The 21,822-nt window shown below is 67.0% G+C and carries 19 protein-coding genes; 9 read left to right on the plus strand and 10 right to left on the minus strand.

Features of this window, described 5'->3' with window-relative positions; genetic code table 11:
- Positions 1–29 precede the first annotated feature (29 nt).
- The 3 genes from DDF62_RS08685 to DDF62_RS08695 form a co-directional block, all read right to left on the minus strand.
- Positions 30–2,177 carry a hypothetical protein gene (locus tag DDF62_RS08685; protein WP_116488746.1) on the minus strand — a complete coding sequence of 716 codons (2,148 nt, stop codon included), beginning with the start codon at positions 2,175–2,177 and terminating at the stop codon, positions 30–32.
- Positions 2,174–3,367 carry a hypothetical protein gene (locus DDF62_RS08690; protein WP_116488747.1) on the minus strand — a complete coding sequence of 398 codons (1,194 nt, stop codon included), beginning with the start codon at positions 3,365–3,367 and terminating at the stop codon, positions 2,174–2,176. Before DDF62_RS08690 ends, DDF62_RS08685 begins: the two co-directional genes overlap by 4 nt.
- Before the next feature lie 193 nt (positions 3,368–3,560).
- Entirely contained in the window at positions 3,561–4,187 is a 627-nt protein-coding gene (locus DDF62_RS08695) for a hypothetical protein (RefSeq protein WP_116488748.1), read from the minus strand.
- A gap of 489 nt (positions 4,188–4,676) precedes the next feature.
- Between DDF62_RS08695 and DDF62_RS08700 the strand changes: the two genes are divergently transcribed.
- The 6 genes from DDF62_RS08700 to DDF62_RS08725 all read left to right on the plus strand — a co-directional run bounded on the left by DDF62_RS08700 (position 4,677) and on the right by DDF62_RS08725 (position 11,078).
- On the plus strand, positions 4,677–5,555 hold the full coding sequence (locus DDF62_RS08700) for a restriction endonuclease (protein WP_116488749.1): 879 nt from the start codon (positions 4,677–4,679) through the stop codon (positions 5,553–5,555).
- A 256-nt stretch (positions 5,556–5,811) separates the two neighbouring features.
- On the plus strand, positions 5,812–6,486 hold the full coding sequence (locus DDF62_RS08705; RefSeq protein WP_116488750.1) for a hypothetical protein: 675 nt from the start codon (positions 5,812–5,814) through the stop codon (positions 6,484–6,486).
- Between the two features lie 8 nt (positions 6,487–6,494).
- Positions 6,495–7,007: a hypothetical protein gene (locus DDF62_RS08710; RefSeq protein WP_116488751.1), complete on the plus strand. Its 513-nt coding sequence runs from the start codon at positions 6,495–6,497 to the stop codon at positions 7,005–7,007.
- A gap of 284 nt (positions 7,008–7,291) precedes the next feature.
- Positions 7,292–8,956 (plus strand): choline dehydrogenase, encoded by a 1,665-nt coding sequence (locus DDF62_RS08715; RefSeq protein ID WP_116488752.1) that lies wholly within the window; start codon positions 7,292–7,294, stop codon positions 8,954–8,956.
- A gap of 253 nt (positions 8,957–9,209) precedes the next feature.
- Positions 9,210–10,151, plus strand: coding sequence for an aldo/keto reductase (locus tag DDF62_RS08720; RefSeq protein ID WP_116488753.1), 942 nt, complete (start codon positions 9,210–9,212; stop codon positions 10,149–10,151).
- A 63-nt stretch (positions 10,152–10,214) separates the two neighbouring features.
- Complete coding sequence (locus DDF62_RS08725; protein WP_116488754.1) at positions 10,215–11,078, plus strand: class I SAM-dependent methyltransferase; 864 nt, start codon at positions 10,215–10,217, stop codon at positions 11,076–11,078.
- A gap of 133 nt (positions 11,079–11,211) precedes the next feature.
- Here the strand turns inward: DDF62_RS08725 and DDF62_RS08730 are convergent, their stop codons facing one another.
- Positions 11,212–11,790 (minus strand): PAS domain-containing protein, encoded by a 579-nt coding sequence (locus DDF62_RS08730; RefSeq protein WP_341871563.1) that lies wholly within the window; start codon positions 11,788–11,790, stop codon positions 11,212–11,214.
- Between the two features lie 144 nt (positions 11,791–11,934).
- Between DDF62_RS08730 and DDF62_RS08735 the strand changes: the two genes are divergently transcribed.
- Positions 11,935–12,849, plus strand: a complete 915-nt coding sequence (locus tag DDF62_RS08735; protein WP_116488756.1) for a hypothetical protein — start codon at positions 11,935–11,937, stop codon at positions 12,847–12,849.
- Positions 12,850–13,121: 272 nt separating this feature from the next.
- Here the strand turns inward: DDF62_RS08735 and DDF62_RS08740 are convergent, their stop codons facing one another.
- Positions 13,122–16,049 (minus strand): M16 family metallopeptidase, encoded by a 2,928-nt coding sequence (locus tag DDF62_RS08740; protein ID WP_116488757.1) that lies wholly within the window; start codon positions 16,047–16,049, stop codon positions 13,122–13,124.
- A 220-nt stretch (positions 16,050–16,269) separates the two neighbouring features.
- Here DDF62_RS08740 and DDF62_RS08745 point away from each other — a divergent pair, with 220 nt between their 5' ends.
- A complete protein-coding gene (locus tag DDF62_RS08745; RefSeq protein WP_116488758.1) occupies positions 16,270–17,514 on the plus strand; it encodes a serine hydrolase domain-containing protein in 1,245 nt (414 codons plus the stop codon).
- Between the two features lie 146 nt (positions 17,515–17,660).
- On the opposite strand, the gene hfaD is transcribed toward DDF62_RS08745, so the two are convergent.
- Genes hfaD through hfaA form a run of 3 tightly spaced genes read right to left on the minus strand, consistent with a single transcriptional unit; the run spans position 17,661 to position 20,266 of the window.
- Positions 17,661–18,890 carry a holdfast anchor protein HfaD gene (hfaD, locus tag DDF62_RS08750; RefSeq protein WP_165832206.1) on the minus strand — a complete coding sequence of 410 codons (1,230 nt, stop codon included), beginning with the start codon at positions 18,888–18,890 and terminating at the stop codon, positions 17,661–17,663.
- Entirely contained in the window at positions 18,817–19,821 is a 1,005-nt protein-coding gene (gene hfaB / locus DDF62_RS08755; RefSeq protein ID WP_116488759.1) for a holdfast anchoring protein HfaB, read from the minus strand. The genes hfaD and hfaB overlap by 74 nt, the downstream gene beginning before the upstream one ends.
- Positions 19,811–20,266, minus strand: a complete 456-nt coding sequence (hfaA, locus tag DDF62_RS08760; RefSeq protein ID WP_116488760.1) for a holdfast anchoring protein HfaA — start codon at positions 20,264–20,266, stop codon at positions 19,811–19,813. The genes hfaB and hfaA overlap by 11 nt, the downstream gene beginning before the upstream one ends.
- 228 nt (positions 20,267–20,494) lie before the next feature.
- Here hfaA and DDF62_RS08765 point away from each other — a divergent pair, with 228 nt between their 5' ends.
- The gene (locus DDF62_RS08765; RefSeq protein WP_116488761.1) at positions 20,495–20,926 is read left to right on the plus strand and encodes a CBS domain-containing protein; all 432 of its coding nucleotides are present in this window, start codon (positions 20,495–20,497) and stop codon (positions 20,924–20,926) included.
- Positions 20,927–21,035: 109 nt separating this feature from the next.
- On the opposite strand, the gene DDF62_RS08770 is transcribed toward DDF62_RS08765, so the two are convergent.
- Positions 21,036–21,464 carry an RrF2 family transcriptional regulator gene (locus DDF62_RS08770; protein WP_116488762.1) on the minus strand — a complete coding sequence of 143 codons (429 nt, stop codon included), beginning with the start codon at positions 21,462–21,464 and terminating at the stop codon, positions 21,036–21,038.
- A 169-nt stretch (positions 21,465–21,633) separates the two neighbouring features.
- The coding region (locus DDF62_RS25840; RefSeq protein ID WP_208866840.1) for a hypothetical protein at positions 21,634–21,822 on the minus strand (189 nt) is incomplete at its 5' end.

The following is a 21,822-nucleotide window of genomic DNA, read 5'->3' on the forward strand; positions in this document are numbered from 1 at the left end:
AAGAGACCCAAGTGAGGTACAGGCGCGGCTCAGGGCTTGAGTGCGCGCACTCGCTGAGCAAGCCAGTCCTGCATGTCAGAGAGGTTCACCATTTCAAGCTGGGTTTGCAGACGAAGCAGATCATCGCGGCACAGCTTCAGACGGCCAAGTGCAAGGGCGAGCAAAAATTCCGAAAGCGCCTCTCCCTGTGGAACGGTAGAGAGTTCGGTCATCTGTTCTATAAGGTCCGCCACGAGGCGACTTTCTTCCGGCGCATCTTCATAGTTCAATTCGATCGGATGGGCCGCACGCAGTATAGCAGCTTGGATGATGCCATCGTTGTAACGTGTGAAAGTCTCGGCCGAGAGAACGGACCGATCGTAGATCGTGTTCGTCAAGCGCCTTTCCTGAGCGATGGTCTCGCCACCCCGAAGGTTTTCAAGAATGACCGCGATGGTGGTGAACACGTCGGCCTGGCTGGCGCTGGAGCAATCCTTGCCGGGCCAGAATGCGAAGTTCTCCCGGAGCTTGAGCGGGCCTCTTTCGCCTTCTAGAAACAATGTCGACTCCAGGCCGTCGCCTGTCTTGCGCAAGATATCGAAGCGGCTAGCGAGGGCCTCGGGCAACCCATCATGGTCGGTCAGCATCTCGTACTCGGCCCGCCAACTGGAGACCGTCTTGGCTCGATCGAGAACAAGCTCGAACATCGTTTGGAACTTGTGCGTGGGCAGAGTTAGGTTCGAGCGCAGCAGCTCGGCAGATCGTCGCGACGACGGCATGGCAGCAGCCGTCAGGTAGAGCCTATGGGATCGGCTGGCGTAGACTCGCAGCGCTCGACTGGCCGCCAGAAGTTCGGCGCCGTGGCCCGTCACCCCGCCAACAACAAGGACTGCCGAAGCCGTCTCAGGCCAGTCGGCCTTCGCATCCTCACCTTCGATGTCCGACAAGGTGAGCACGTCAGCTCTGTCGAGCGCAGCGCCCTGGCGTTGGGCCTCCTTCAAGATGGCGTCGACGTGCGGTTTCGACCCAGGGTCATCGCCAAACTGGATGATGGCCTTGGTCGCTACTGGGATAGTTCGGCTGACCACCTCCTTCATCCACTCCGCAAAAACGTCGGTGGCGATCAATTTTTGCACATCGATCCAGACGGCCCGCTTCTCGCCCCTGAGACTGGCTTTGTAGGCGTGAAACACGCCATGTCCTTGCAGGCGGGCGAGATACTTCACCACGACGTCGGGCGCATCGTTTCGGCCCGGCACGATGCTCCTTGGCGGTCGGGGCTCGGCTGTGAAGTGTTCCCCAATGAGACGGATCGGCCTGGACGACGCTGGGTCCGGGACGCGAGTAGTCGATGGAAGACCAAGCGCATTTTCTTCGTCGTGGAAGCGAAGATCGCATAGCGTTGACGTGCCGGTCGCGGGATCCGCCGTCGAAAACAGCGTTATGATCAGGCTGGGATCCTTCACCTTGTCGGATATCTCGCCAGCCAGCGTGCCGGACTGGGAGGCCGATATAAGCACGACCTCCTGGCGGTCGAGGTTGAACTGGTACCCCTGGATCCCGCCGTAAGATTGGAATGTTCTAACCACTGGCACTTCACCTCCGCGCAGGAGGGACGCCGCCAGGACAACGCTCGCGATGGATGAGCTGTCGATGTGGACGTACCGCGCCTGGCTGCGTGCGAGGGCCGGGAGGAGCCAGAAGGCGACGAAGAAGATCTCAGCGCCGTCTGACAACGCATGTGACGCCCGCAAAAAGCGAGTGTCGAGGCGCTTTGACGGCTTGACGAAATGCTCGGTCGGGCCCGCCTCGACGCAGCCACCACGACGAACGAAGAGCGTTGTGAGGCCCTGACGCTTGAGCGCGTCAAGCGGCGGCTCCTTCGGGGGCGTTCCTCTTAGTGCAGCCTCGAGCATCACCGCGCCCTTGGCGTCGTATTTGTAAAGGCCTGCGACGGTCGTTGGCGACAGCGCGGCCAGGACGCCGTCGTCCTCGGTAAGCACCATCGTAGGATCGGAAATCGTGTCCGGGACCAGGATGATAACCAGCTCTGGCGCTAGGTCGCTACGCGTCTCATCCGTGATGGCGGTCAGGACCGAGTTTGTGTCGTATCCGCTCGGACCAGCGAATATGACCAGCGTCGAGGTCGGCCTCGGATAGTCGGGCGTCGCGCACCGGAAAGCAAAGAGGCTGCTCAAAGGTCCGCGCCACGATTCAGCGGCAACAAGACCGAAATGGTCGTGCCCTCGGCCCAGGATCGCGCCTTGTGGGGAGCCCCACCGTCCATCGCGTCTTCCATTGTGATGTGATCAGGATCAAGTGGCGGCGCTGCGTACGCAAACGCCTTCACGAGCGATAACCGACCGGAGCGAATTCGGACAAAGCCGCCAGCTCGTCGAACGACCTCCATGATCCTGAACAGGCCGTTTCCGCTCGTATCCCCCGGTTTTGTTGTCCCACCTTTTTTTAGGCAGTCGTAGACGGCTTGCAGTTCTCGCTCGAGCGAGACTTGTTCTTCGCGGATGCCTTGCGTGAGCTGGTTCTTGCCGGCCAGCCAGGTCTGGGCCAGCCCCGCACCACTATCGAATATCGATATGTCCATGAACTGCGCCGTGCGCATCCTTGGATCGACTGGTCGCCACGCACGAAAGTAGTCCTGCAGCGGGCGATGGTTCTCCGCAGCATCGACGAGGCGGTCGGATAGCACACTCCTGTAGCCGACAAGGACACCGCGCACTGATCGCTCCAACTTGTCTCGCCTGACATTGGTTTGAGCGTGCTGATGCGTATTTACGAAGGCCTCGTAGACAAGTCGGGCCGCCGATTCCATCAGCTTGCCCCCAATCCGGACATGGTGGTCAGGACCGACGACGTCATAGCAGGCCCGCAGTAGATCCTCGAATTCTGCGCGCTCACGGACGTTTTCCGGATCCTTATAAAGTCGTCCAGGCAAACGCAGCGCCCTGGCGTTGTCGATGCACAGAAGGGGTATAGTGGTCTTGCTGTATTCACGCAGATTGGAGAGCGACTTGGCATGCATAGCCTCGACGAACGGCCGGGACCGTTCCAATGCCGCACCGCGTTCAAAAACTTTGTCGCCGTAGGCCGAACGGATCTTGTGAGCCATATTCAGCGCCACCAGACCGGTCACCGTGTGGGCAAAATTGGAAAACGCCTTTTCATCTAGCTCCCTGGCGTAGACCTGCAGTTCACCGTCGGCGCCGGTTGCCCGCGACCACGTGACAATGAGCTGCGCGAGCGCCGCAACGCCGCCGAGAACCTCCGCCTTAATCTTATTCGGGAGCCGGAGATTGGGATCTTGATCAGCGATTTCAGACAGCGAGTCTTCAAAGTCGCGGAGATTGAAATCCTGCTTGATCGAGACCATTCGCAAGCGCCTCCTCAGCGGCGACTTTCCTGCCCCCGCTACTCTTCGACTGCGATCTATTGTGCGGAAGAGATTAGGCGGCCGCCATCACAAAAGCTGTGCAATCAACAGGACATATCTAGTGGGCTGAACGTCCAAATCCTGAAGCTGCGCCGGCGTCAGCAATTGGCGCGACAAGGCCCAGCTTCGAGGATCAGGTGCTCGCCTTACTAGGAAGCGCAGCTTTCGCAGATGCGCTTGCCTCATCCGACCGCGCGGCAAGGGTGAGTTCGCGGACCCTCTTGCGTTTCACCTTCTTTTCAGAGGGCGCTTGGGGCTTTTTCGCTGGCCGAGCTGCCCTAGCTGTCAGGACCCTTTCGAAGCCGGCTATCGCGCTCTCGAGCAGTTCTTGGCAGTAGTCCCAGCGCTCCGTTGCCTTCATCGTACTGAGTTTGTATTCGAGAGCGCTCTCCGGGAAGGTCCGATGTAAGCTCTCCAGTGAAGCCCGGGCCGCCCTTGTATAGTAGTTGAAGGTCCACTCGCGTGAGTTCTTGTCTGTCGCGTAGATGATCGCATTGTCCTCGATCATCTTTTCCAGGAAATCTTTAGCGTGCGCGAAAACCTCGACGCGTCGGCCTGTGCGTTCCGCTAGAAAGGCCGCGCGCCAAAGCGAAAATGCCACGCTCGTAAGCTCTTGGGCCGCGCGGGAATAGCCCTTCGTTTTCCAGGCCTCTTCATGGTCGTGGAAGAGCTTCAATAGCCGGAGCGATGCAGCCTGATTGCGCGTCCGGCTCTGGATTGCCCACTCGAGGTGGACGAGGTTGACTGGTTTCTTTGCCAAATGAAATCCCCCGGGGAGGTAAGGTGTCCACGCGGATCGCTATGGTCAACCACCAGTTGGAGCCAGTGGGCATTGGAGCGGGTTGCGCGGAAGAATGTCGCCTCTCTGCCGTTGAGCCAACTTCGGCTTATGGCGCCGGGCTTCCCGCCAAACATCGAACCCGTTTGACCACCACGCCTGGGTGCGGCAGTGCGCGCGACTTTTCGATCGCGCCGCCGACAAGACACCCGAGAACGAAAGCTTCATAATCAGGTTGGCGATGGTGCTCGGGGCCCGATGCCGAGATCCGGCGAGCCGGCGCTTCCGCCCGCCATGGTCGAGGCGTGTGGTCCCTCCGTTCCCCCCACGTTCCAGACCAGCCGGTTCGGCTGGGCCAAGGAACCGTTGGATGTGCCGGACCGGGGGGCGTGCGCTACAAACCGCTATCGCCACGGACGCGATGGTGGGCTCATGCTCGGCTCAGGGAGAGATGATTCGACAGGGGATCGCATGACCGACGTTCGCGCGGTCGACATCATGTTGGTCGACGACCTGTTCGAAATGTCCGGCGGCTATGTCCTGGACTTCACCGACCGAACGTTCGGCGATTTCTTCCGCCACGAGGTGAAGGTCGATATCGACGCGGCGCGCTACTCCCTCAACGGAAACTCCAAGGCCAAACGTCTTCGCTGTTTTCTGCAGTCGGCGCCCCGCGAGCAGGTCCTGCGCGCCCTCCTGGCGCTCTGGGAGTATCGAAACGCGCGCATCCGCCGCTCGGGGCAACCGGATCAGAGCGCGGGCGCGCATGACGAGTTCTGCGACCTGGTCGAGCGTTTGGGCGGGGCTAGGCCCACGCCGAAGAAGCCGCCCACCCCCGTGGGGTCGGTCAAGCCTGAGGTCGATCGCGCCAAGCTGGACGCCCTGGCCCAAGACTTCGTCGGCATCGCCAGCCTCGATCCCCAAGCCCGCGGTTACGCTTTCGAACGGTTTTTGAAGGCGTTATTCGACACCTACGGTCTCGATGCGCGGGGCGCGTTTCGCAATGTCGGCGAACAGCTCGACGGTAGTTTCGAGCTCGATCATGAGACCTATATGGTCGAGGCCAAGTGGCGCAACGCTGCCACCGACGCCCCGGACCTGCGTAACCTGCAGGCTAAGGTCGAGGGCAAGGCCCACTGGGGTAGAGGCCTTTTCATCTCGATGAACGGCTTTAGCGACGTGGGCATGATCGCCTTCAAGGGCGACAGGGTCATCTGCATGGACGGGCTGGATCTCTACGACATGCTTAACAATGGTCTGCGGTTAGATGATGTGTTGCGGGCTAAGCGTCGCCGTCTGGCGGAGACTGGCGCGGTCCTAGCCCGGGTGCGCGACCTCTTCACGTTCTAGCGGGCGATCACCGGGAGGGGCGCATGGACACCATCGAGTGTCAGGACATCGAGGCGCTGGACGCCGCACTCGCCGGCCTGGGACCGGGAGCGCTCTTTCGGGGGCAGACTCGCGAGTATTTTCGCGAGGACGGCGGGCCGGACCTACGCACCAGTTTTGCCCGCCTTGGCTGCCGCCCCACTAGAATGCTCAAGTGGTGGCACTATTCGCGTAGCATTCTGGCCGCGTTCGTGAAGGCGTTTGACGGCCTGACGGATTGGCAATCGACCAAGCCATTCTCCAGCGCTACGGCTGGCGCTCATTCTTCCTCGACGCCACCTCCGACCCTGCGGTGGCATGCTGGTTCGCCGCCAACCGTTACCATACCGAGCCTTCCGGCGAACTGATCGAGGATTGCTGGGAGGACCCGGTTTGTATCCGCAGGGAACGGGCGTGGTATGAACCCGCCGACGGGCAGGGGTGTCTCTACGTCATCAGCCGCAAAGCGCTAAGGGCGCGGGACCTCAACGCGGTTGATTTGCTCGAGATCACGACGCGCGAAGGACAGCACCGATGCGTCGCGCAGTCTGCTTTCATGGTTGGGCCGCTAAAGGGTAACCTGCCCGACGATTGTGTGGCCACCCGGATCCACGCTCCAAGCGCCGTCTTCGCTGCTTACGCGGCGCGAAATCCTGCGCTAACTGTGGATCAGCTCCTTCCTGGCCCACAGACAGATCCGGTTTTGGCCGCGCTGCTGTCGATCCCGTGGGTGAAGCTCGAACACGGCGGCAAGGACGTCGGCATCGACTTCTTCGAACGGGGCTTGCCTCTTCCGGAATACGAAGTCCGAAGCCTGCGGCGGACAGGGCCTGGATCGGCTTTTTATCGGCGTTTCTGGCTGGCCGACAGCGTCGCCCCTGGCACGCGGTTGGCGACGTCGCGTTCTTCCTGACCGAGGAGATGCTCTTTCACGGTACGGCCAAGGGCGACATGACGTTCCCGCGCCTGACCAAGCTGGTCCGGGAGAACGTCGGGGTAGCGGTCGAAATCGACGGCTTGGTCCGCCATCCTCAAGCACAAAGGTCGAGCATCTATTCCAAGGGAATCTATCTGGAGCCCCAGCCGAACGGTGTGATCCTCCTAACCGAGTTGCTGACGGATCATCCCGGGGCGAGGCCGGCGGGCTTTGGCATCACTCGGGGCCTTTATTTCCAGGCCGACGATGCGGGCGTCTGGACCCGCGTCGAGCATCCGGAGCAGTGTGACTGCGGCTCCGACCTACATCACGCCCATCATCTCACCGTAGCCGAGCACTTCGAAGACTTCCTGGGCGATCCGGACCTCAAGACGGTGCGTGACAAGGTCTTCGCTGGTCCTGACGTGGTGACATGCTCCGATCCAAAGGCGCTGGCATGGATGGAACTGGACGAGAGTGAGCCTGGAGCGCTCGCCGATGAGGAAGACAGCGCCTAGCCCGACCATGTCTCATCGGTCGGTGAACGGATCACTGCCTCGGCCGCGCCGACGGCCGCCAGCCATAGCCTACGAACGTCGCCTTCCTGGAGGCGTGCCAAGGACAGCTCTTGGCGCATGTCGGACATAGCGAGTCCGATATGCGACCGCTTCTCATTATTGACAATCTAAGCCTGTTTTAGGGACAGCTCTAACCTGTACCGACAGTTACGCAGCCTCTTGCCCCCACCGCCCGACCGGGTCACTCTCTGTCTTAACAACGATAACATTGTGGGAGGGACGCCATGTCGGGCACGCGCTACGACTACGTCATCATCGGCGCCGGCTCGGCGGGTTGCGTGCTGGCCGCGCGGCTGAGCGAGGATCCGGCGGTGAAGGTGCTGCTGCTGGAGGCCGGCGGCAGGAACGGTTCGGTGCTGGTGCGCATGCCCGCCGGCGTGGGCGAGCTGATCAAGGCCAAGGGCGAGAGCAACTGGGGCTTCTGGACCGAGGCCGAGCCGCATCTCGACGGCCGCAGGCTGTGGTGGCCGCGCGGCCGGGGCCTGGGCGGCAGCTCGGCGATCAACGGCATGATCTATATCCGCGGCCACGCGCGAGACTACGACCAGTGGCGGCAGATGGGCCTGTCGGGCTGGTCCTACGCCGAGGTGCTGCCCTACTTCAAACGCTCGGAAACCTTCCACGGCGGGGGCTGCGCCTATCACGGCGGCGACGGTCCGCTGCACGTCTCGGCCGGCGAGTCCGACAGTCCGTTCTACAAGGCGGTGATCGAGGCCGGCCGTCAGGCGGGCCATCCGGTGACCAAGGATTTCAACGGCTATCAGCAGGAGGGCTTCGGGCCCTACGACCTGACCATCCGCGACGGCAAGCGCTGGAGCGCGGCGGCCGCCTATCTGGCCCAGGCCCTGTCGAGGCCAAACCTGACCTGCCTGACCGAGGCGCGCACCACCCGCATCGTCGTCGAGAACGGCAAGGCGGTCGGCGTCGAGTACGTCGTCGGCAAGGGCGCCGAGAAAGCGGTCGCCTATGCCGACGCCGAGGTGCTGCTGAGCGCCGGCGCGGTGCAGTCGCCGCAGATCCTGCAACTGTCGGGGATCGGCGATCCGGATGCGCTGAAGGCTGCCGGCGTGACGCCGGTGCACGAGGCGCGCGGCGTCGGCCAGAACCTGCAGGATCACCTGGACGTCTGCCTGTCGTGGACGACCAAGGGGCTGAAGACCGCCTATTCGGCCAACAAGGGCCTGAACAAGCTGGGCGTGGGCCTGTCCTACCTGCTGATGGGCAAGGGCATCGGGCGGCAGAACTTCCTGGAGTCGGGCGCCTTCCTGCGCTCGCGGCCCGACCTCGACCGGCCCGATCTGCAGATCCACGCCGTGCTGGCGATCATGCAGGACCACGGCAAGGTGCTGGTCGAGAAGGACGGCTTCACGCTGCATGTCTGCCAGTTGCGGCCCGAGAGCCGGGGCTCGGTCGGGCTGCACTCGTCGGATCCGTTCGCCGATCCGAAGATCCTGGCCAACTACCTGGCCGCCGAGGAAGACCGCCGGGCCATGCGCGAGGGCGTGCGGATCGGCCGCGACGTCGCCGCCCAGGCCGCGCTGGATCCCTATCGCGACAGCGAGTACGCGCCGGGCTCGGACGTCAGGAGCGACCAGGAGATCGACGCCTGGATCCGCGCCAAGGCCGAGACGATCTATCATCCGGTCGGCACCTGCCGGATGGGGGCGGCGGGCGATCCGCTGGCGGTGGTCGACGACCAGCTGCGGGTGCAGGGCCTGACCGGCTTGCGGGTGATCGACGCCTCGGTGATGCCCACCCTGATCGGCGGCAACACCAACGCCCCGACCATCATGATCGCCGAGCGCGCCGCCGATCTGCTGCGCGGCAGGGCGACCCTGGCGCCGCAGGACGCGCCGGTGTTCGACGGGGCGTCGGCCGTGGCGGCTTAAGGCTTCCCCTATCCCGTAAAATCCCCGCGAAAGCGGGGACCCAGGCTTTTCTGAAAGGCTTGGCGCTCGACGATAAAACACCTGGGCCCCCGCTTTCGCTGGGGTTTTGCGGAGTAGGGGGCGAGACAAGGGCTCAGCCGTTTCGGATAGATCCGTCACGAAAGCCCAATAGGCCTTATTTCGAAGTTTGATTGGGCGAGGCGTGCTGAACCCGCGCACAGTCCCGGTCGTCTTGCGAACAAGGATCTGCTTCATGAGCCAACGCCCCCTCGGCCGCTCCGGCCTCTCGATCGCCCCGCTGGTGTTCGGCGGCAACGTCTTTGGCTGGACGGCGGACGAGGCGACCTCGTTTCGCCTGATCGACGCCTTCGTCGACGGCGGCTTCGACGCGATCGACACGGCCGACGTCTATTCGGCCTGGGTTCCGGGCCATGAGGGCGGCGAGTCCGAGGCGACCATCGGCCGCTGGCTGGCGGCCGGCGGCAAGCGCGACCGCATCAAGATCCTGACCAAGGTCGCCAAGTGGCCCAAGCGGCCGGGCTTGTCGGCCGCCAACATCGTCGCGGCGCTGGAAGACTCGCTGCGCCGTCTGAACACCGACCATGTCGACCTCTACCAGTCGCACGAGGACGACGAGAACACGCCGCTCGACGAGACGCTGGAGGCTTTCGACCGGCTGGTGAAGGCCGGCAAGGCGCGGGCGATCGGCGCCTCGAACTTCACGCCCGATCGCCTGGAGGCCTCGCTGAAGACCTCGGCCGACAAGGGCCTGGTGCGATACGAGTCGATCCAGCCGAAGTTCAATCTCTACGACCGCGACGAGGTCGAGGGGCCGCTGGCTGACCTCGCGGCGCGCGAGGGGGTCGGGATCATCCCGTTCTACGGCCTGGCCGCCGGCTTCCTGACCGGCAAGTACCGCAGCGAGGCCGACCTTGAGGGCAAGGCCCGCGGGCGTACGGTGAAGGGCTATCTCAACGACAAGGGCCTGAGGATCCTGGCCGCCCTCGACGAGGCGGCCGAGGTCACGGGCGCCACCCAGGCCCAGGTCGCCCTGGCCTGGATCGTCGCCCATCCGGCCATCACCGCGCCGATCGCCAGCGCCACCAGCGTCGCGCAGCTGGAGGAGCTGCTGGCGGGCGTGCGCCTGACCCTGTCGCCCGAGGTCATCGCGGCCCTGGACGCGGCCGGGCGGTAGTCGACAGCCGCGAGGCGAACGGCTATTCCTTGTTGAGATCAATTCTCAACTAAGGGGCCGCCGATGACCGAGCGCAACGTGAACCAGATCTCCGACTGGAACGGCCGCACCGGCGAGCGCTGGGTGGCCAACCAGGCGCGGCTCGACCGCATGCTCCAAGACTATGGCCAGGCGGCGATCGCCGCCGCGGCGCCGGCCGCCGGCGAGCAGGTGCTGGACATCGGCTGCGGGGCCGGGGCGGGCAGCCTGGAGATCGCCGCCCTGGTCGGGCCGTCGGGCGCGGTGCTGGGCGTCGACGTTTCCGAGCCGCTGGTCGCCCGGGCGCGCGAGCTGGCGGCCGAGACGGCCAATGTGAGGTTCCAGGTGGCCGACGCCAGCCGGGCGCTGCTGCCGGTCGAGCAGTTCGACCTGCTGTTCTCGCGCTTCGGAGTGATGTTCTTCGACGAGCCCGCCCAGGCCTTCGCCCACATGCGGCGGGCGCTGAAGCCGGGCGGGCGCCTCGCCTTCGTCTGCTGGCGCGGGGCGGGCGAGAACGACTGGGTGCGCCTGCCGATGAAGGCCATCGCGCCGATCGTCGGGGCGCCCGCCCCGCCGCCGCCCGAGGCGCCGGGGCCGTTCTCGTTCGGCGACAGGGCGCGGGTGGAGCGGATCCTCGGCGAGGCCGGCTTCGCCGATGTCGCCTTCACGGCCATCGACCATCCGATCACCTTCGGCGAGGGCGAGACCCGGCAGGCGGCGATCGAGGACGCGGTGGACCTGGCCTTCCAGGTCGGTCCGCTGACCCGGGCCCTGGCCGATCAGCCGGAAGCGGTGCGAGCGCAGGCGATCCCGCCGGTGCGCGAGGCCTTCGCGGCCAAGGCCGTGGGCGAGGCGGTGGTGATCGAGGGCGCGGGCTGGGTGGTCACGGCGCGTAACGTAGCCGCTTGAGGGTCGGACGGAGGGGCGCTCCCGCCGTGGCGGCGCTCTCCCGAGCGCCCCTCCGTCCTTCCGGCGTCGTCTCCGGCAAGCCGACGCAAAACCTCCCGCCAGAGCACGGGAGGAAACTCTCGATATCGCCCCGTCAGGCGATCAGGCGGCCGTCCAGGCTGGCCAGGCGCAGGCGCGGGGCCTCGGCGTTGGTCGGGGCCAGGGCCTGGATCCGGCGCACGCCCAACTCGTAGGCCGGGCGGCCCATCAGGCGCTGCATCATGGCGATCGGCTGGTAGAGGCCCAGGAACCGGTCGGCCTCGCCGCTGGCGCCGGTCATCGGGGCCAGCAGCACCTCCATGCCGACGGAGGCCACGCCATGGGCGCGGATGTCGGCGGTGACGACCACCGGCTCGCCCCGGCGGCGGGCCACTTCCAGCGCCGACTTCACCTCCAGCCGGTGGGACAGCGCCCACATCGACAGCTGGTCCTCGCCGCGCAGGTCGCGGGCGTGCAGATCGGTGACGAAACCGCCGGCCAGGCGGAAGGGATAGCGTCCGTTTCCGCGTCCGAGGATGAACACCTGGGGCAGCAGGTCGAGGAAATCGCCCGGATCGACGCTGGCGCGCGCGGGCATCCGGCCGTCGCCGGCCCGGTTTCGCCAATAGTCTATCAACCGTTCCGTGCTTGGATGGAACATCGTCGTCCCCTTGCGGGTCCTTCCGCGGTCCATTTCGACCGCATGGGGCTTGCTAGGAGAACCGGGCCAGGGGCCCCGTCGTATCGTCTTGGCACAGAGTCGAGGCGTGGCGGGCCCATGGCGCGCTTCTTGCTGGAGAACCGGCCGGAAGACGTCGCTGTGTGAAGGGGAGACGCCATGACGGCGCCGAAACTGACCGTGTCCAAGCTGTGGATCGCCATCGGGGCGGCCGTAGCCGGACTCTTCGTGGGCGGCGTCGCCTATGCCCAATGCAACAGCGGCTGCACGCCGACGCCTCCGACCTGCTGCGCGCCTCCGCCCGCGCCGCCGCGCCCGCCCAAGCCGCCGACCGGCTGCGACAATGGCTGCGGCGGCGGTGGTGGCGGCCACTGGGGCGGCGGCGGCAAGACCAACGTCAACGTGAACGTCAACGTGAACGCCAATGCGAGCGCCAACGCCTCGGTGCGCGCCGGATCGAACGCCTCGGCCGGCGCGACGGTGTTCTACGGCGGCGGCGCCCATGGCGGCTACTATTCGGGCCCGCAGCCCACCGGCTACATCCAGGGCCTGAACGTCACCGGCGGCGAAGCCGCGCGTCGCACGGCCTATGAGGCCACCCGTACCCGCTTCAAGCGCGTCGTCGTCCGCGCCGTCTGCCTGGACGACAAGGACATCCCGCACCCGGCCTCGCAGGTCACGCCCGACCGCGAGATCGACGACCTCTATGACGGCGAACTCTATCGCTGCATCGCCGGCAGCCGCATGCAGTACGTGGTGGGTGAGTATTCCGGCCTGATCGACGCCAGCACCGGCGGCCAGACCTATATCTGCGCCAAGAACGAGGCGCTGTATCACGTCCCCGGCGTGCGCGGCGGCCAAGGCGGCGAAGGCGGGACCCTGATCTGCCGTCCGCAGCGCCCGGCCCGCGACTGCAACGAGCGCTCGCTGCTGCGCCGCTACGGCGCCGGCGTGAAGATCCTGTCGATCATGACCACCGAGACCTACACCGCCTATCGCGAGGAGACCGTGCGCGAGTCCAGCTCCAGCATGAGCCTCAGCCTCGACGGCGGCGTCGGCGGGGTGGTTTACTAGGCCGCTCCCAACGTCTCGAACGACAAAGGCCTCCGCCCGAAAGGACGGAGGCCTTTTTCTTTTTCCTCCCCCGCTTGCGGGGGAGGGGGACCGCGAAGCGGTGGAGGGGGCGAGACCGGGCGCTGTGCCGGCCGTCGCCCCCTCCGTCACGGCGCGTATCCGCGCCGCGCCACCTCCCCCGTTTCACGGGGGAGGAGTGAAGTCAGTGGGAGCCGAAAACGGCCCCCTCCGGCCCTTCGGGCCGCCTCCCCCAGAGGGGGAGGATCTTTGCCTCACTTCTCCGGCCGCACCTCGAAGGTCCAGCTCTTGTCGTCGGCCAGGAAGGTGCGGGCGGCCTTCTGGACGTCGGCGGTGGTGACGCGCTGCAGGCCGGCGATCACCGAGCGGGTGGCGTCGAGCAGGCGCGGGTCGGTCTGGGCGCCCGACAGCGCGCCCAGCCAGTATTCGTTGGTCTCGCGAGCCTTCTCCAGCTGGTCGATGCGCGGCAGCTTGGCCCGCTCCAGTTCGTCGGCGGTGACCGGCTTGTCGCGCAGGTCGGCGGCGATCTGGCGGACGCTGGCGACCACCTGGTCGATCTTCTCGGGCGGAACCTCGACCGACAGGCCGATATAGCCCCAGCCCGGGAAGGTGGCGTTGTGGGTGGCCGAGACCGAGGGCGAGTAGGTCGCGCCCTGCTTCTCGCGCAGTTCGTCCGTCAGGCGCAGCTGCATCACCGAGGCCAGGACCTGGGTGTTGCGCGAGCGTTGCAGGTCGCTGAACAGGTCGTCGGTCTTCCAGGCCATGAACAGCAGGCCCTGGTCGGCGCGGCCCTTGTGGGTGCGCACCACCGGAACCTTGGACGGGGCGGGGAAGGCGATCCTGGCCGCGTCGGCCGGCGCCGCGACGCCGGTGCGGACGGGCAGGGCGCCGAAGGTCTCGCCGACGGCGGCGATCGCCTTCTCCACCGTGGTGTCGCCCACCACGACGATCTCGATCTGGCCGGTCGACAGCGGACCGCCCACGGCCGCCTTCAGCTGGTCGATCGAGCCGTCGGCGATCTCCTTGCGGTCGGGGAAGGCGAAGCGTTCGTCGCCGGGGTGCATCAGCGACGACAGGTCTCGGCCGACCACGCCGCTGCTGGTGCGCTCCAGCTGGTCGTGGATCGTGCCGTAATAGGTCTTCACGCGGTTGAAGGCCTCGGGCCGCCAGCCGGCGTCCGACGCGTAGGCCGCCAGCACCTGCAGCTCGGTGGAGAGGTCCTCGGGCCGGGTGCGGCCCGACAGCACGAAGGCGTCGTCCTCGACGCCGAGGCCGGCGTTCCAGACCTTGCCGGTCAGCACCTGCTCCATGTCCTGGGCGGTGATCTGCTTGAGGCCGCCTTCGATCATCGACGAGGCCGACCACAGCGGGCTCTGGCCGGTCTTGGACAGGTCGAGCAGGCCGTTGCCGATGCGGGCCTTCACCAGGATCTGGTCGTCGCGGAACTTGGTCGGCTTGACCGTCAGGCGCACGCCGTTCTCGAAGCGCACGAAGACGGCGTCCAGGTCGGTGACGTCCTTCTGCTCGACCGCCTTGCCGGTCGGACCGAACACCGCATAGGGCCAATTGGTGGCGACAGGCGCCGCCGGCGGGGTGACGGGGGTCTTGCCGGCTTCCTGGTAGGCGGCGGTGACCGTGGCCTCGCCGCCGTCGATGGCGGTGGGCGTGGGCAGCACGATCAGCGGGCCCTGGCCGGCGAACAGCGACTTGACCGCTGCCGAGACGGCGTCGGCCTTCAGGTCCTTGGTGATGGCCTCGAAGGCGGCCAGGTTCTGAGACGGGCTGGTGGGCACCTCGCGGTCGCCCAGCGCGCCGATGATCTGGCCGGCCAGGGCGGGCGTGCGCTGGGTGGCCTCGCCGGCGGCGGCGGCCACGTAGGAGGCGCGCATGGCGGCGATCTCGCGGTCCAGCTCGTCCTGGCGCACGCCGAACTGCATCAGCCGGCGCTGTTCCTGGTCGAGCACCTGCAGGGCGGTCTTCCAGCCGCCCGGCTTCACCTGGGCGAATAGGCCGTTGATCTGGGCGGCGTGGTACTGGTCGTTGCGCAGGGCGCCGGCCGAGATGAACGGCGGCTCGGCGCTGCGGGTCAGGGCGCGCAGGCGGCGGTTCAGCACCGCCATGCCCAGCGACTCCAGCATGTATTCGCGGTCGGACGCCTTGCTCTCGACGCGCAGGTCGGGCGACTGCACCCAGCCCAGCTGGACGGACTCGCCCGAGCCCGGCTCGACGATGACCTTGGCGGTCAGGCCGCGCTGGGCGACGGGGCCAAGGTCAGGGCGCTTGCCCGGTTCGCCCTGGCCCTTCCAGTCGCCGAACTTGGCCTTGATCTTGGCCTCCATGGCGTCGACGTCGAAGTCGCCGACGGCCACGAACACCGCGTTCTCGGGGCGATACCAGGCCTGGTAGAAGTCGCGGATGCGCTGGGCCGGAGCGGTGGAGATCACCTCGGTCGTGCCGATCGGCAGGCGCGAGGGCGGCCGCTGGCCTTCCAGGTTGAAGGCGAAGCCCTGCTTGAAGACGCGATAGCCGGGGCTGTCGCGGGTGCGCTCCTCCGACAGCACCACGCCGCGCTCGCGGTCGACGGCGGCGGGGTCGATGGTCAGCTCGCCGGCCGCTTCGCGCAGCAGCATCATGGCGTCGTCGACCGTGCCGTCGTCGGTCTTGGGCAGGTCGAGGGTGTAGGTCGTCTCGTCGAAGCTGGTCGAGGCGTTGGTGTCGGCCCCGAAGGCCAGGCCCCGGCGCTCGAGGATCTTGACCATCTCGCCTTCGGGCACGTTCCTCGACCCGTTGAAGGCCATGTGCTCGAGGAAGTGGGCCAGGCCCTGCTGGTCGTCGGCCTCCATCAGCGAGCCGGCGTCGAACCACAGGCGCAGCGCGCCCTGGCCGGGCGGGGTGGCGTTCTTGCGGATGGCGTAGCGCATGCCGTTCTCCAGCACGCCGAAGCGGATGGCCGGATCGACGGCGACGTCCGAGACCTCGTGCGGCCACTGGCCCGGCTTGAGGTCGGAGAACTGGGGTCCCGAGGTCTTGGCCGGCGCCTGGGCCGGGGGCGCCTTGGGCGCGGCCACCTTGGGCGCGTCGTCCTTCTTGCCCGAGCCGGGCATGACCGAGGAAAGGGTGGAGCAGGCGGTGAGCGCCAGGCCGGCGGAAACGACGAGCGCCAGGCGCGAGACAGAGATCATGGAGACCGTTCGATTACCGGAAGTGTCGGGGCGGCAGCTAAGCCTTCGCGCGTGGCGCAAGCAAGGCCGCGCGGCGGCGAAGTCGGCGTTCGGCGCTTCAGAACTGCAACATCCGCGCGTCTGGCCTGTGGGAAACTCGCCCGTGCGCCTTGCGGAAGGCGGGTCGGCCGCCCACTCCCTAGAAGGCCGGAGCGCGTCCGGCGACGAGGGAGTGCGTCACATGCGTCTTTGGCTTGCGAGCGTTGCGGCCCCCGTCGCGATCCTGGCGGTTCTGTCCGGCGCGCCGGCTCTGGCGCAGGTCCAGGCGGCGCCGACCGCGATCGCCCAGGCGCCGGACGCCGCGCTTTCGGCCCGCATCGACGCGGTCGTCGACCGCGCCATCGCCGACCAGCGGCTGGTGGGCGCGGTGGTGCTGGTCGCCCGCGACGGCAAGCTGGTCTATCACCGCGCCGCCGGCCTGGCCGACCGCGAGGCCCAGGCGCCGATGCGCGAGAACACCGTCTTCCGCCTGGCCTCGGTGACCAAGCCCTTCGTCAGCGTGGCGATCATGCGCCTGGCCGAGGAGGGCAAGCTGTCGCTGGCCGATCCGGTGACCAGGTGGCTGCCCGACTTCAAGCCGGCCCTGGCCGACGGCTCGACGCCCACGATCACGCTCGGCCAGCTGCTCAGCCACACCGCCGGCCTGACCTATGGCCTGGCCGAAAGGGCCGACCATCCCTACCACCAACTGGGCGTCTCGGACGGCCTCGACATCTCGGGCCTGACGCTGGACGAGGACGTCGCCCGGATCGGCAAGGGGCCGCTGGCCTTTGCGCCGGGTTCGGCCTGGCGCTATTCGCTGGCCATCGACGTGCTGGGGCTGGTGGCCGAGAAGGCCGACGGCCGGTCGCTGCCGCAGGTGGTGGCGCGGACCGTCACCGGCCCGCTGGGGCTGAAGGACGCCGGCTTCCAGGCGACCGACCCTGCCCGTCTGGCCACGCCCTACGCCAACGCAGCGCCAGCGCCGACGCGGATCACCGACAACCAGGACGTCTCGCTGGGCGCCACCGCCGTGCGCATGGCCCCCAGTCGCGCCGTCGACCCGGCCGCCTTCCCCTCGGGCGGGGCGGGCATGGTCGGCACGGCCGGCGACGTGCTGGCCCTGCTGGAAGCCGTGCGCACCGGGGGCGGCGGCGTGCTTTCGGCCGCCAGCGTCAAGGCGATGACCACCGACCAGGCCGGGATCAAGGCCGCCACCCAAGGCCCCGGCTGGGGCTTCGGCTACGGCTGGGCGGTGCTCGACGATCCGGCGATCGCCAAGACCCCGCAGGGCGCGGGGACCCTGGCCTGGGGCGGGGTCTATGGCCACAACTGGTTCGTGGATCCCAAGGCCAAGCTGACCGTGGTGCTGCTGACCAACACCGCCTTCGAAGGCATGAACGGCCAGGTGACGCGGGAACTGCGCGACGCGGTGTACGGGCGGTAGGGGGGAAAGGAACCTCCCCCTCTGGGGGAGGCGATCGCGTAGCGATCGAAGGGGGGAGTTGGTGGTGACTTTCCGACGCCGCTGAAGCTGAGAACGGCCCCCCACCGGCCTTCGGCCGCTTCCCCCTCTGGGGGAGGATCCCCTCTCTAGTTCGACCGCACGTAGAACGCCGCGTCGTTGCCGACCGCGCGGGCGGTGCTGGTCACCGAGCGGGCCGAGCCGGTGACGGTGGTGGTGGCGCGCGAGGAGACGTCGGCGTTGTTGACCTGGGTGTTGCTCGTGGTCATCGAGCCGCCGCAGGTTCCGCAGACATAGCCGCCCACCGAGTTGCCAGCCGCGCTGGCGCGGGCGCCGATGTCGTAGCCGTCGTGGCCCTCGGCGCTGGCGATCACCTCGACGCCGCCGCCGTCATTGGTCTGGACGTTGTCGAGCACCAGGGCCGCGCCCGTGTTGCTGACGACCGCGGCGTTGCCCACCCCGTAGGCGCTGCTGCCCGCCGCGCCGAACTGGTAGGACGTGGTCTCGGCCTGCGAGCGCACATAGGCGGTGTTGTACTGGTGGTTGGCCACGTCGAGCAGCGGGCCGACATTGGTGGCGTTGAGGTTGTTGCCCGCCGCCGAGGTCGAGGTTTCGGTCAGATAGGCGTTGCCATAGGCGGTGAACTTGCTGGCCTGCACCAGGTTTGCGGTGTTGCCCTGGTCGGTGATGACGCGGGCGGCCGACTGGTTGGCGCCGTCGATGTCGATGTGGTTGCCCGCCGCCGTGCTGGCCACGGTCGAGGTTCCGCTGACGTACTGCACGATGGCGCCGCCGTCGGCCATGACGTCGCCCGAGTTGGCCTGGCTGATCCGCGCCCCGGCCGCGCCGTTCTGCAGCCACAGTCCCTGGGTGTTGCCGGTGGCCTGGGTGTCGATGGCGAGGTCGCCGGCCCGGGCGGTCTCGGCCTCGACCTGGCCGCGGGCGGTGACCGCGCCGCTGTTGGTCTGGACCATGAAGCCGCGGTAGGTCGCTTCTTCCGCCCCGGCGTTGCCGAAATTGCCGGCCGCCTGGGTCGCCACGACGCTGGAGGCGCCCATCGAGCCCGACGCATTGACCACCGTGTGGCCGTAGACCGAGCCCTGGTTCACCTGGTTGGAGGTGGCGTCGACGTCCACGCGCGAGCCCGCGATGCCGACATTGTTGCCGGTCGCCGAAGTCGATGCGCTGACGCCTTCCTGGACGGTGACGACGTTCAGGGTCTGCTCGCTGAAGATGTCGCGCAGGTTCAGCTGGTCGTTGAGAGCCTGGCCCTGGGCGAAGGCGCTAGTAGCGGCCGCGACGCACAGAGGGATCGCTGCGATCGTTCCAGCGAGACGGATCTTCGCGGGTCTGCGCATTGTTGCTTCCCAGGTTGTTGTAGGCGGGCGTGAAGGCGCCCGTGACGCCGACGGTGTCGGCCCCGAAGGGGTCGGACTGCAGGCAGCTTTGCGGACCCGGCATGCCGTAGAGGTTGGCGCTCATCTCGACGACCGAACGTTCGATCAGCGAGCGCACGGCCAGTTGCACCGGCTCCAGCGCGCCCTTGCCGGCCGACAGGTCGAACAGGTTGTTGTTGGCGAAGGCGAAGATGCCGGCGCTGACTTCGCGGCCGATCACCTGCTTCTGGTAGGAAATGACATCTTCCACCACCAGGGTGCGGCTGTTGATCAGGCGCAGGTCCATGGCGATGTTCATCACGAACACGCGGCGCTTGAAGTTGGCCTTCAGCCCGTCGGTGTCGATGTCGCCGCCGTAGAGGTCCGCGCCCGCCGAGTGGATGTTGTAGTTCAGCTCGGTGACGCCGCCGACAAGGTAGAAGTCCGAGCCGGCGACCTGGCCGGCGACGATCTTGCGATAGTCGGCCGGGGCGTCCGGCGTCGGGGCCGGGCGGTCGGAGATCAGCTTGTTGTTGGCGTACTTCAGTTCCAGTTCGGAAACCGAGGTGTCGAAGCGCTCGACCATCGGCATGCCGGCCTTGGCGAAGGCGGTCATCGCCATCAGCGAGGCGCCTTGGGTGACCTTGCGGCCCGAACCGTCGGACTCTTCCTTGCCGGTGTAGTCGGCGATGCGGCCCACGGCGATGCGCGGGGCGGCGACGCGGTTCTGCCGGGCGTAGCTGGCCAGGCAGTTCAGCGCCGTCGAATAGGGAGTGGGGTTGGCCGTCACCGGCGCCGTGCCGATGGGGCGGGCGTAGTTGCCCGCGTCCAGGCGCTTGGGCACGCCGCCGCCGCAGGCGCTGAGCGCCGTGCAGGCCGCGGCCACCATCAGGAAGACGCGCTTAGTTGCCATTGGAGACACCGCCGTTGGTCGACGCGCCGGCGCTGACATTGCCGTTGTTGACCTGGTTGGAGTTGACGATCACCGTGTTGTTGTTGCCCTGGGTGATGACCGTCAGGTTGTTGCCGATCGCGGTCGAGCCGGAGAAGCCGCCCAGGCTGCCGACGCCCGAATAGCTGTCCAGCGAGCCCGACGAGCTGCGGCTGGAATAGACGCTCTGGTCGCTGCCGGTGAGCATGACGCCGTCGACGATGACGCGATTGCCGTTGGCGTCGCGGGTCGAATAGTCGACGACATGGTTTTCCTGGCCGGCGACGCGGCCATAGCCGGCATTGTAGGACGCGGAGTTGCTGCTCATGGACTGGGCCACGGCGGCGCCCGAAATCAGCACGCCCGTGAGGACGGCGACCGCGCCGAGGGCCCGAACCAGGGGCTTGTTGTTCTTCTTTGAGGCCATGACGGGCTCCGCGACTGTCTGTCCGGGGCTTGCAAGCAACCCCCGTGCCAAAACCGGACACGCCACCATAGGCGGTAAGGTATCCAGAATTGGTTAAACGCGGCGGGGGCGGCGCATGGGGCGCGCCATGACGCGGCGCCTCGTGGCCGGGATCCCCGATCCGCCATTGATCCCGGCGCGGGTTTGCGAGACCTTCGTTATGCAAGTGCGATCAGGGAGGATTGCGTTTTGTTGGTGTCTCAGATCCTGAAGACCAAGGGCGACCTCGTATTCACCGCCTCGCCCCAGGAAACCGTCGGCGCGGCCGCGGCGCTTCTGCACAGCCGCAAGGTCGGCGCCATGGTGGTGCTGGAAGCCGACGAGTCCATCGCCGGCATATTGTCCGAGCGCGACATCGTGCGGCAGATCGCCAAGGAGGGCGCCGCGGCGCTGTCCAAGCCGATCTCGGCCTGCATGACGCGCGACGTCATCTTCGCCCAGCCCGACGAGAGCGTCGACGACCTGCTGGCCAAGATGACCGACCGCCGCATCCGCCACCTGCCGGTGGCCAAGGGCGGACGCCTGGTGGGCATCATCTCGATCGGCGACCTGGTGAAATACAAGATCCAGGAAGCCCAGGCCGAGGCCGACGGGCTGAAGGCCTATATCGCCGCCGGCTGACGGCGGGATCTTCGCGAAGGCAAAGGGCGCTCCCTGTAGAGAGCGTGGAAGCAGGCTCGTCCTCGTCGAGGGCGGGCCTTTCTCATGAGCGCTCTTCTATATAGGGGGATCAGCCGATCAGCTCGGCGCCCTGGCCGGTGACCGCGTCGGCCAGGCTGTAGCCCTCGAGCACGGCGGCGGTGGCGTCGCGGGCCCGCAGCAGGGCCTCGCGCAGGGCGCAGGTGGCCAGGTCGCTGCAATCCTCGCAGCGGCGGAAGGCGGTGCGGCTGACGCAGGGGGCCAGGGCCAGGGGGCCGTCGACCAGGCGGATGATCTCGGCGAAGCTGATCTGCTCGGCGGGGCGGGCCAGCAGATAGCCGCCGAACTTGCCGCGTCGGCTGGTCACCAGCTTGTGGCGGGCCAGGCCCAGCAGGATGGCTTCGAGGAACTTGCGGGGGGCGTCGGCGCGCAGGGCCAGTTCGCCGGCCGTGACCTGCTCTTCCGCGCGGGCCAGTTCGACCATGGCGCGCAGGGCGTAGCGGGCTTTCTGGGACAACATCGGCGGCGTCTCTCCTTATAGAGCGCTCTATGGAGGCTGCATGGCGGGGTGTGCAAGCGGTTCCGCTTGATGAGCCCTGGCCGGGCCCTTGGCGATTCCATGCACAGATCCGCTCACAGCTAACCGGCGGGGGCGGACGAAATTGGGTTGCGGCCGGGCAGGGGGCTGTCTAGAAGCCGCACCTCGCCGCGGGGGACACGCTTCGCCGCTCGGAAATGAAGGTTTCGACTTGCATTTCGAGCGCTGGATCGCTAAGTTCCGCGGCCTCAATCGACTCGGGCAGCTGGATTGCCGACGGCCTATGGCCTTCGGGAAGGAGCGCTTTTGTTGCTTTTGAAGGGCTTCGGTTCTTCGGAAG

It is taken from the genome of Caulobacter radicis, from assembly GCF_003094615.1.
Taxonomy (GTDB): Bacteria; Pseudomonadota; Alphaproteobacteria; order Caulobacterales; family Caulobacteraceae; genus Caulobacter; species Caulobacter radicis.

Excerpts from the sequence above, each read along its gene's own strand:
- DDF62_RS08690 (WP_116488747.1), bottom strand. The coding sequence starts at position 3,367 with ATGGTCTCGATCAAGCAGGATTTCAATCTCCGCGACTTTGAAGACTCG.
- DDF62_RS08735 (WP_116488756.1), top strand. The coding sequence starts at position 11,935 with ATGACGGCGCCGAAACTGACCGTGTCCAAGCTGTGGATCGCCATCGGG.
- DDF62_RS08730 (WP_341871563.1), bottom strand. The coding sequence starts at position 11,790 with ATGGACCGCGGAAGGACCCGCAAGGGGACGACGATGTTCCATCCAAGC.
- hfaA (WP_116488760.1), bottom strand. The coding sequence starts at position 20,266 with ATGGCCTCAAAGAAGAACAACAAGCCCCTGGTTCGGGCCCTCGGCGCG.
- DDF62_RS08745 (WP_116488758.1), top strand. The coding sequence starts at position 16,270 with ATGCGTCTTTGGCTTGCGAGCGTTGCGGCCCCCGTCGCGATCCTGGCG.
- hfaD (WP_165832206.1), bottom strand. The coding sequence starts at position 18,890 with ATGCGCAGACCCGCGAAGATCCGTCTCGCTGGAACGATCGCAGCGATC.
- DDF62_RS08740 (WP_116488757.1), bottom strand. The coding sequence starts at position 16,049 with ATGATCTCTGTCTCGCGCCTGGCGCTCGTCGTTTCCGCCGGCCTGGCG.
- DDF62_RS08710 (WP_116488751.1), top strand. The coding sequence starts at position 6,495 with ATGCTCTTTCACGGTACGGCCAAGGGCGACATGACGTTCCCGCGCCTG.
- hfaB (WP_116488759.1), bottom strand. The coding sequence starts at position 19,821 with ATGGCAACTAAGCGCGTCTTCCTGATGGTGGCCGCGGCCTGCACGGCG.
- DDF62_RS08720 (WP_116488753.1), top strand. The coding sequence starts at position 9,210 with ATGAGCCAACGCCCCCTCGGCCGCTCCGGCCTCTCGATCGCCCCGCTG.
- DDF62_RS08725 (WP_116488754.1), top strand. The coding sequence starts at position 10,215 with ATGACCGAGCGCAACGTGAACCAGATCTCCGACTGGAACGGCCGCACC.
- DDF62_RS08700 (WP_116488749.1), top strand. The coding sequence starts at position 4,677 with ATGACCGACGTTCGCGCGGTCGACATCATGTTGGTCGACGACCTGTTC.
- DDF62_RS08770 (WP_116488762.1), bottom strand. The coding sequence starts at position 21,464 with ATGTTGTCCCAGAAAGCCCGCTACGCCCTGCGCGCCATGGTCGAACTG.
- DDF62_RS08715 (WP_116488752.1), top strand. The coding sequence starts at position 7,292 with ATGTCGGGCACGCGCTACGACTACGTCATCATCGGCGCCGGCTCGGCG.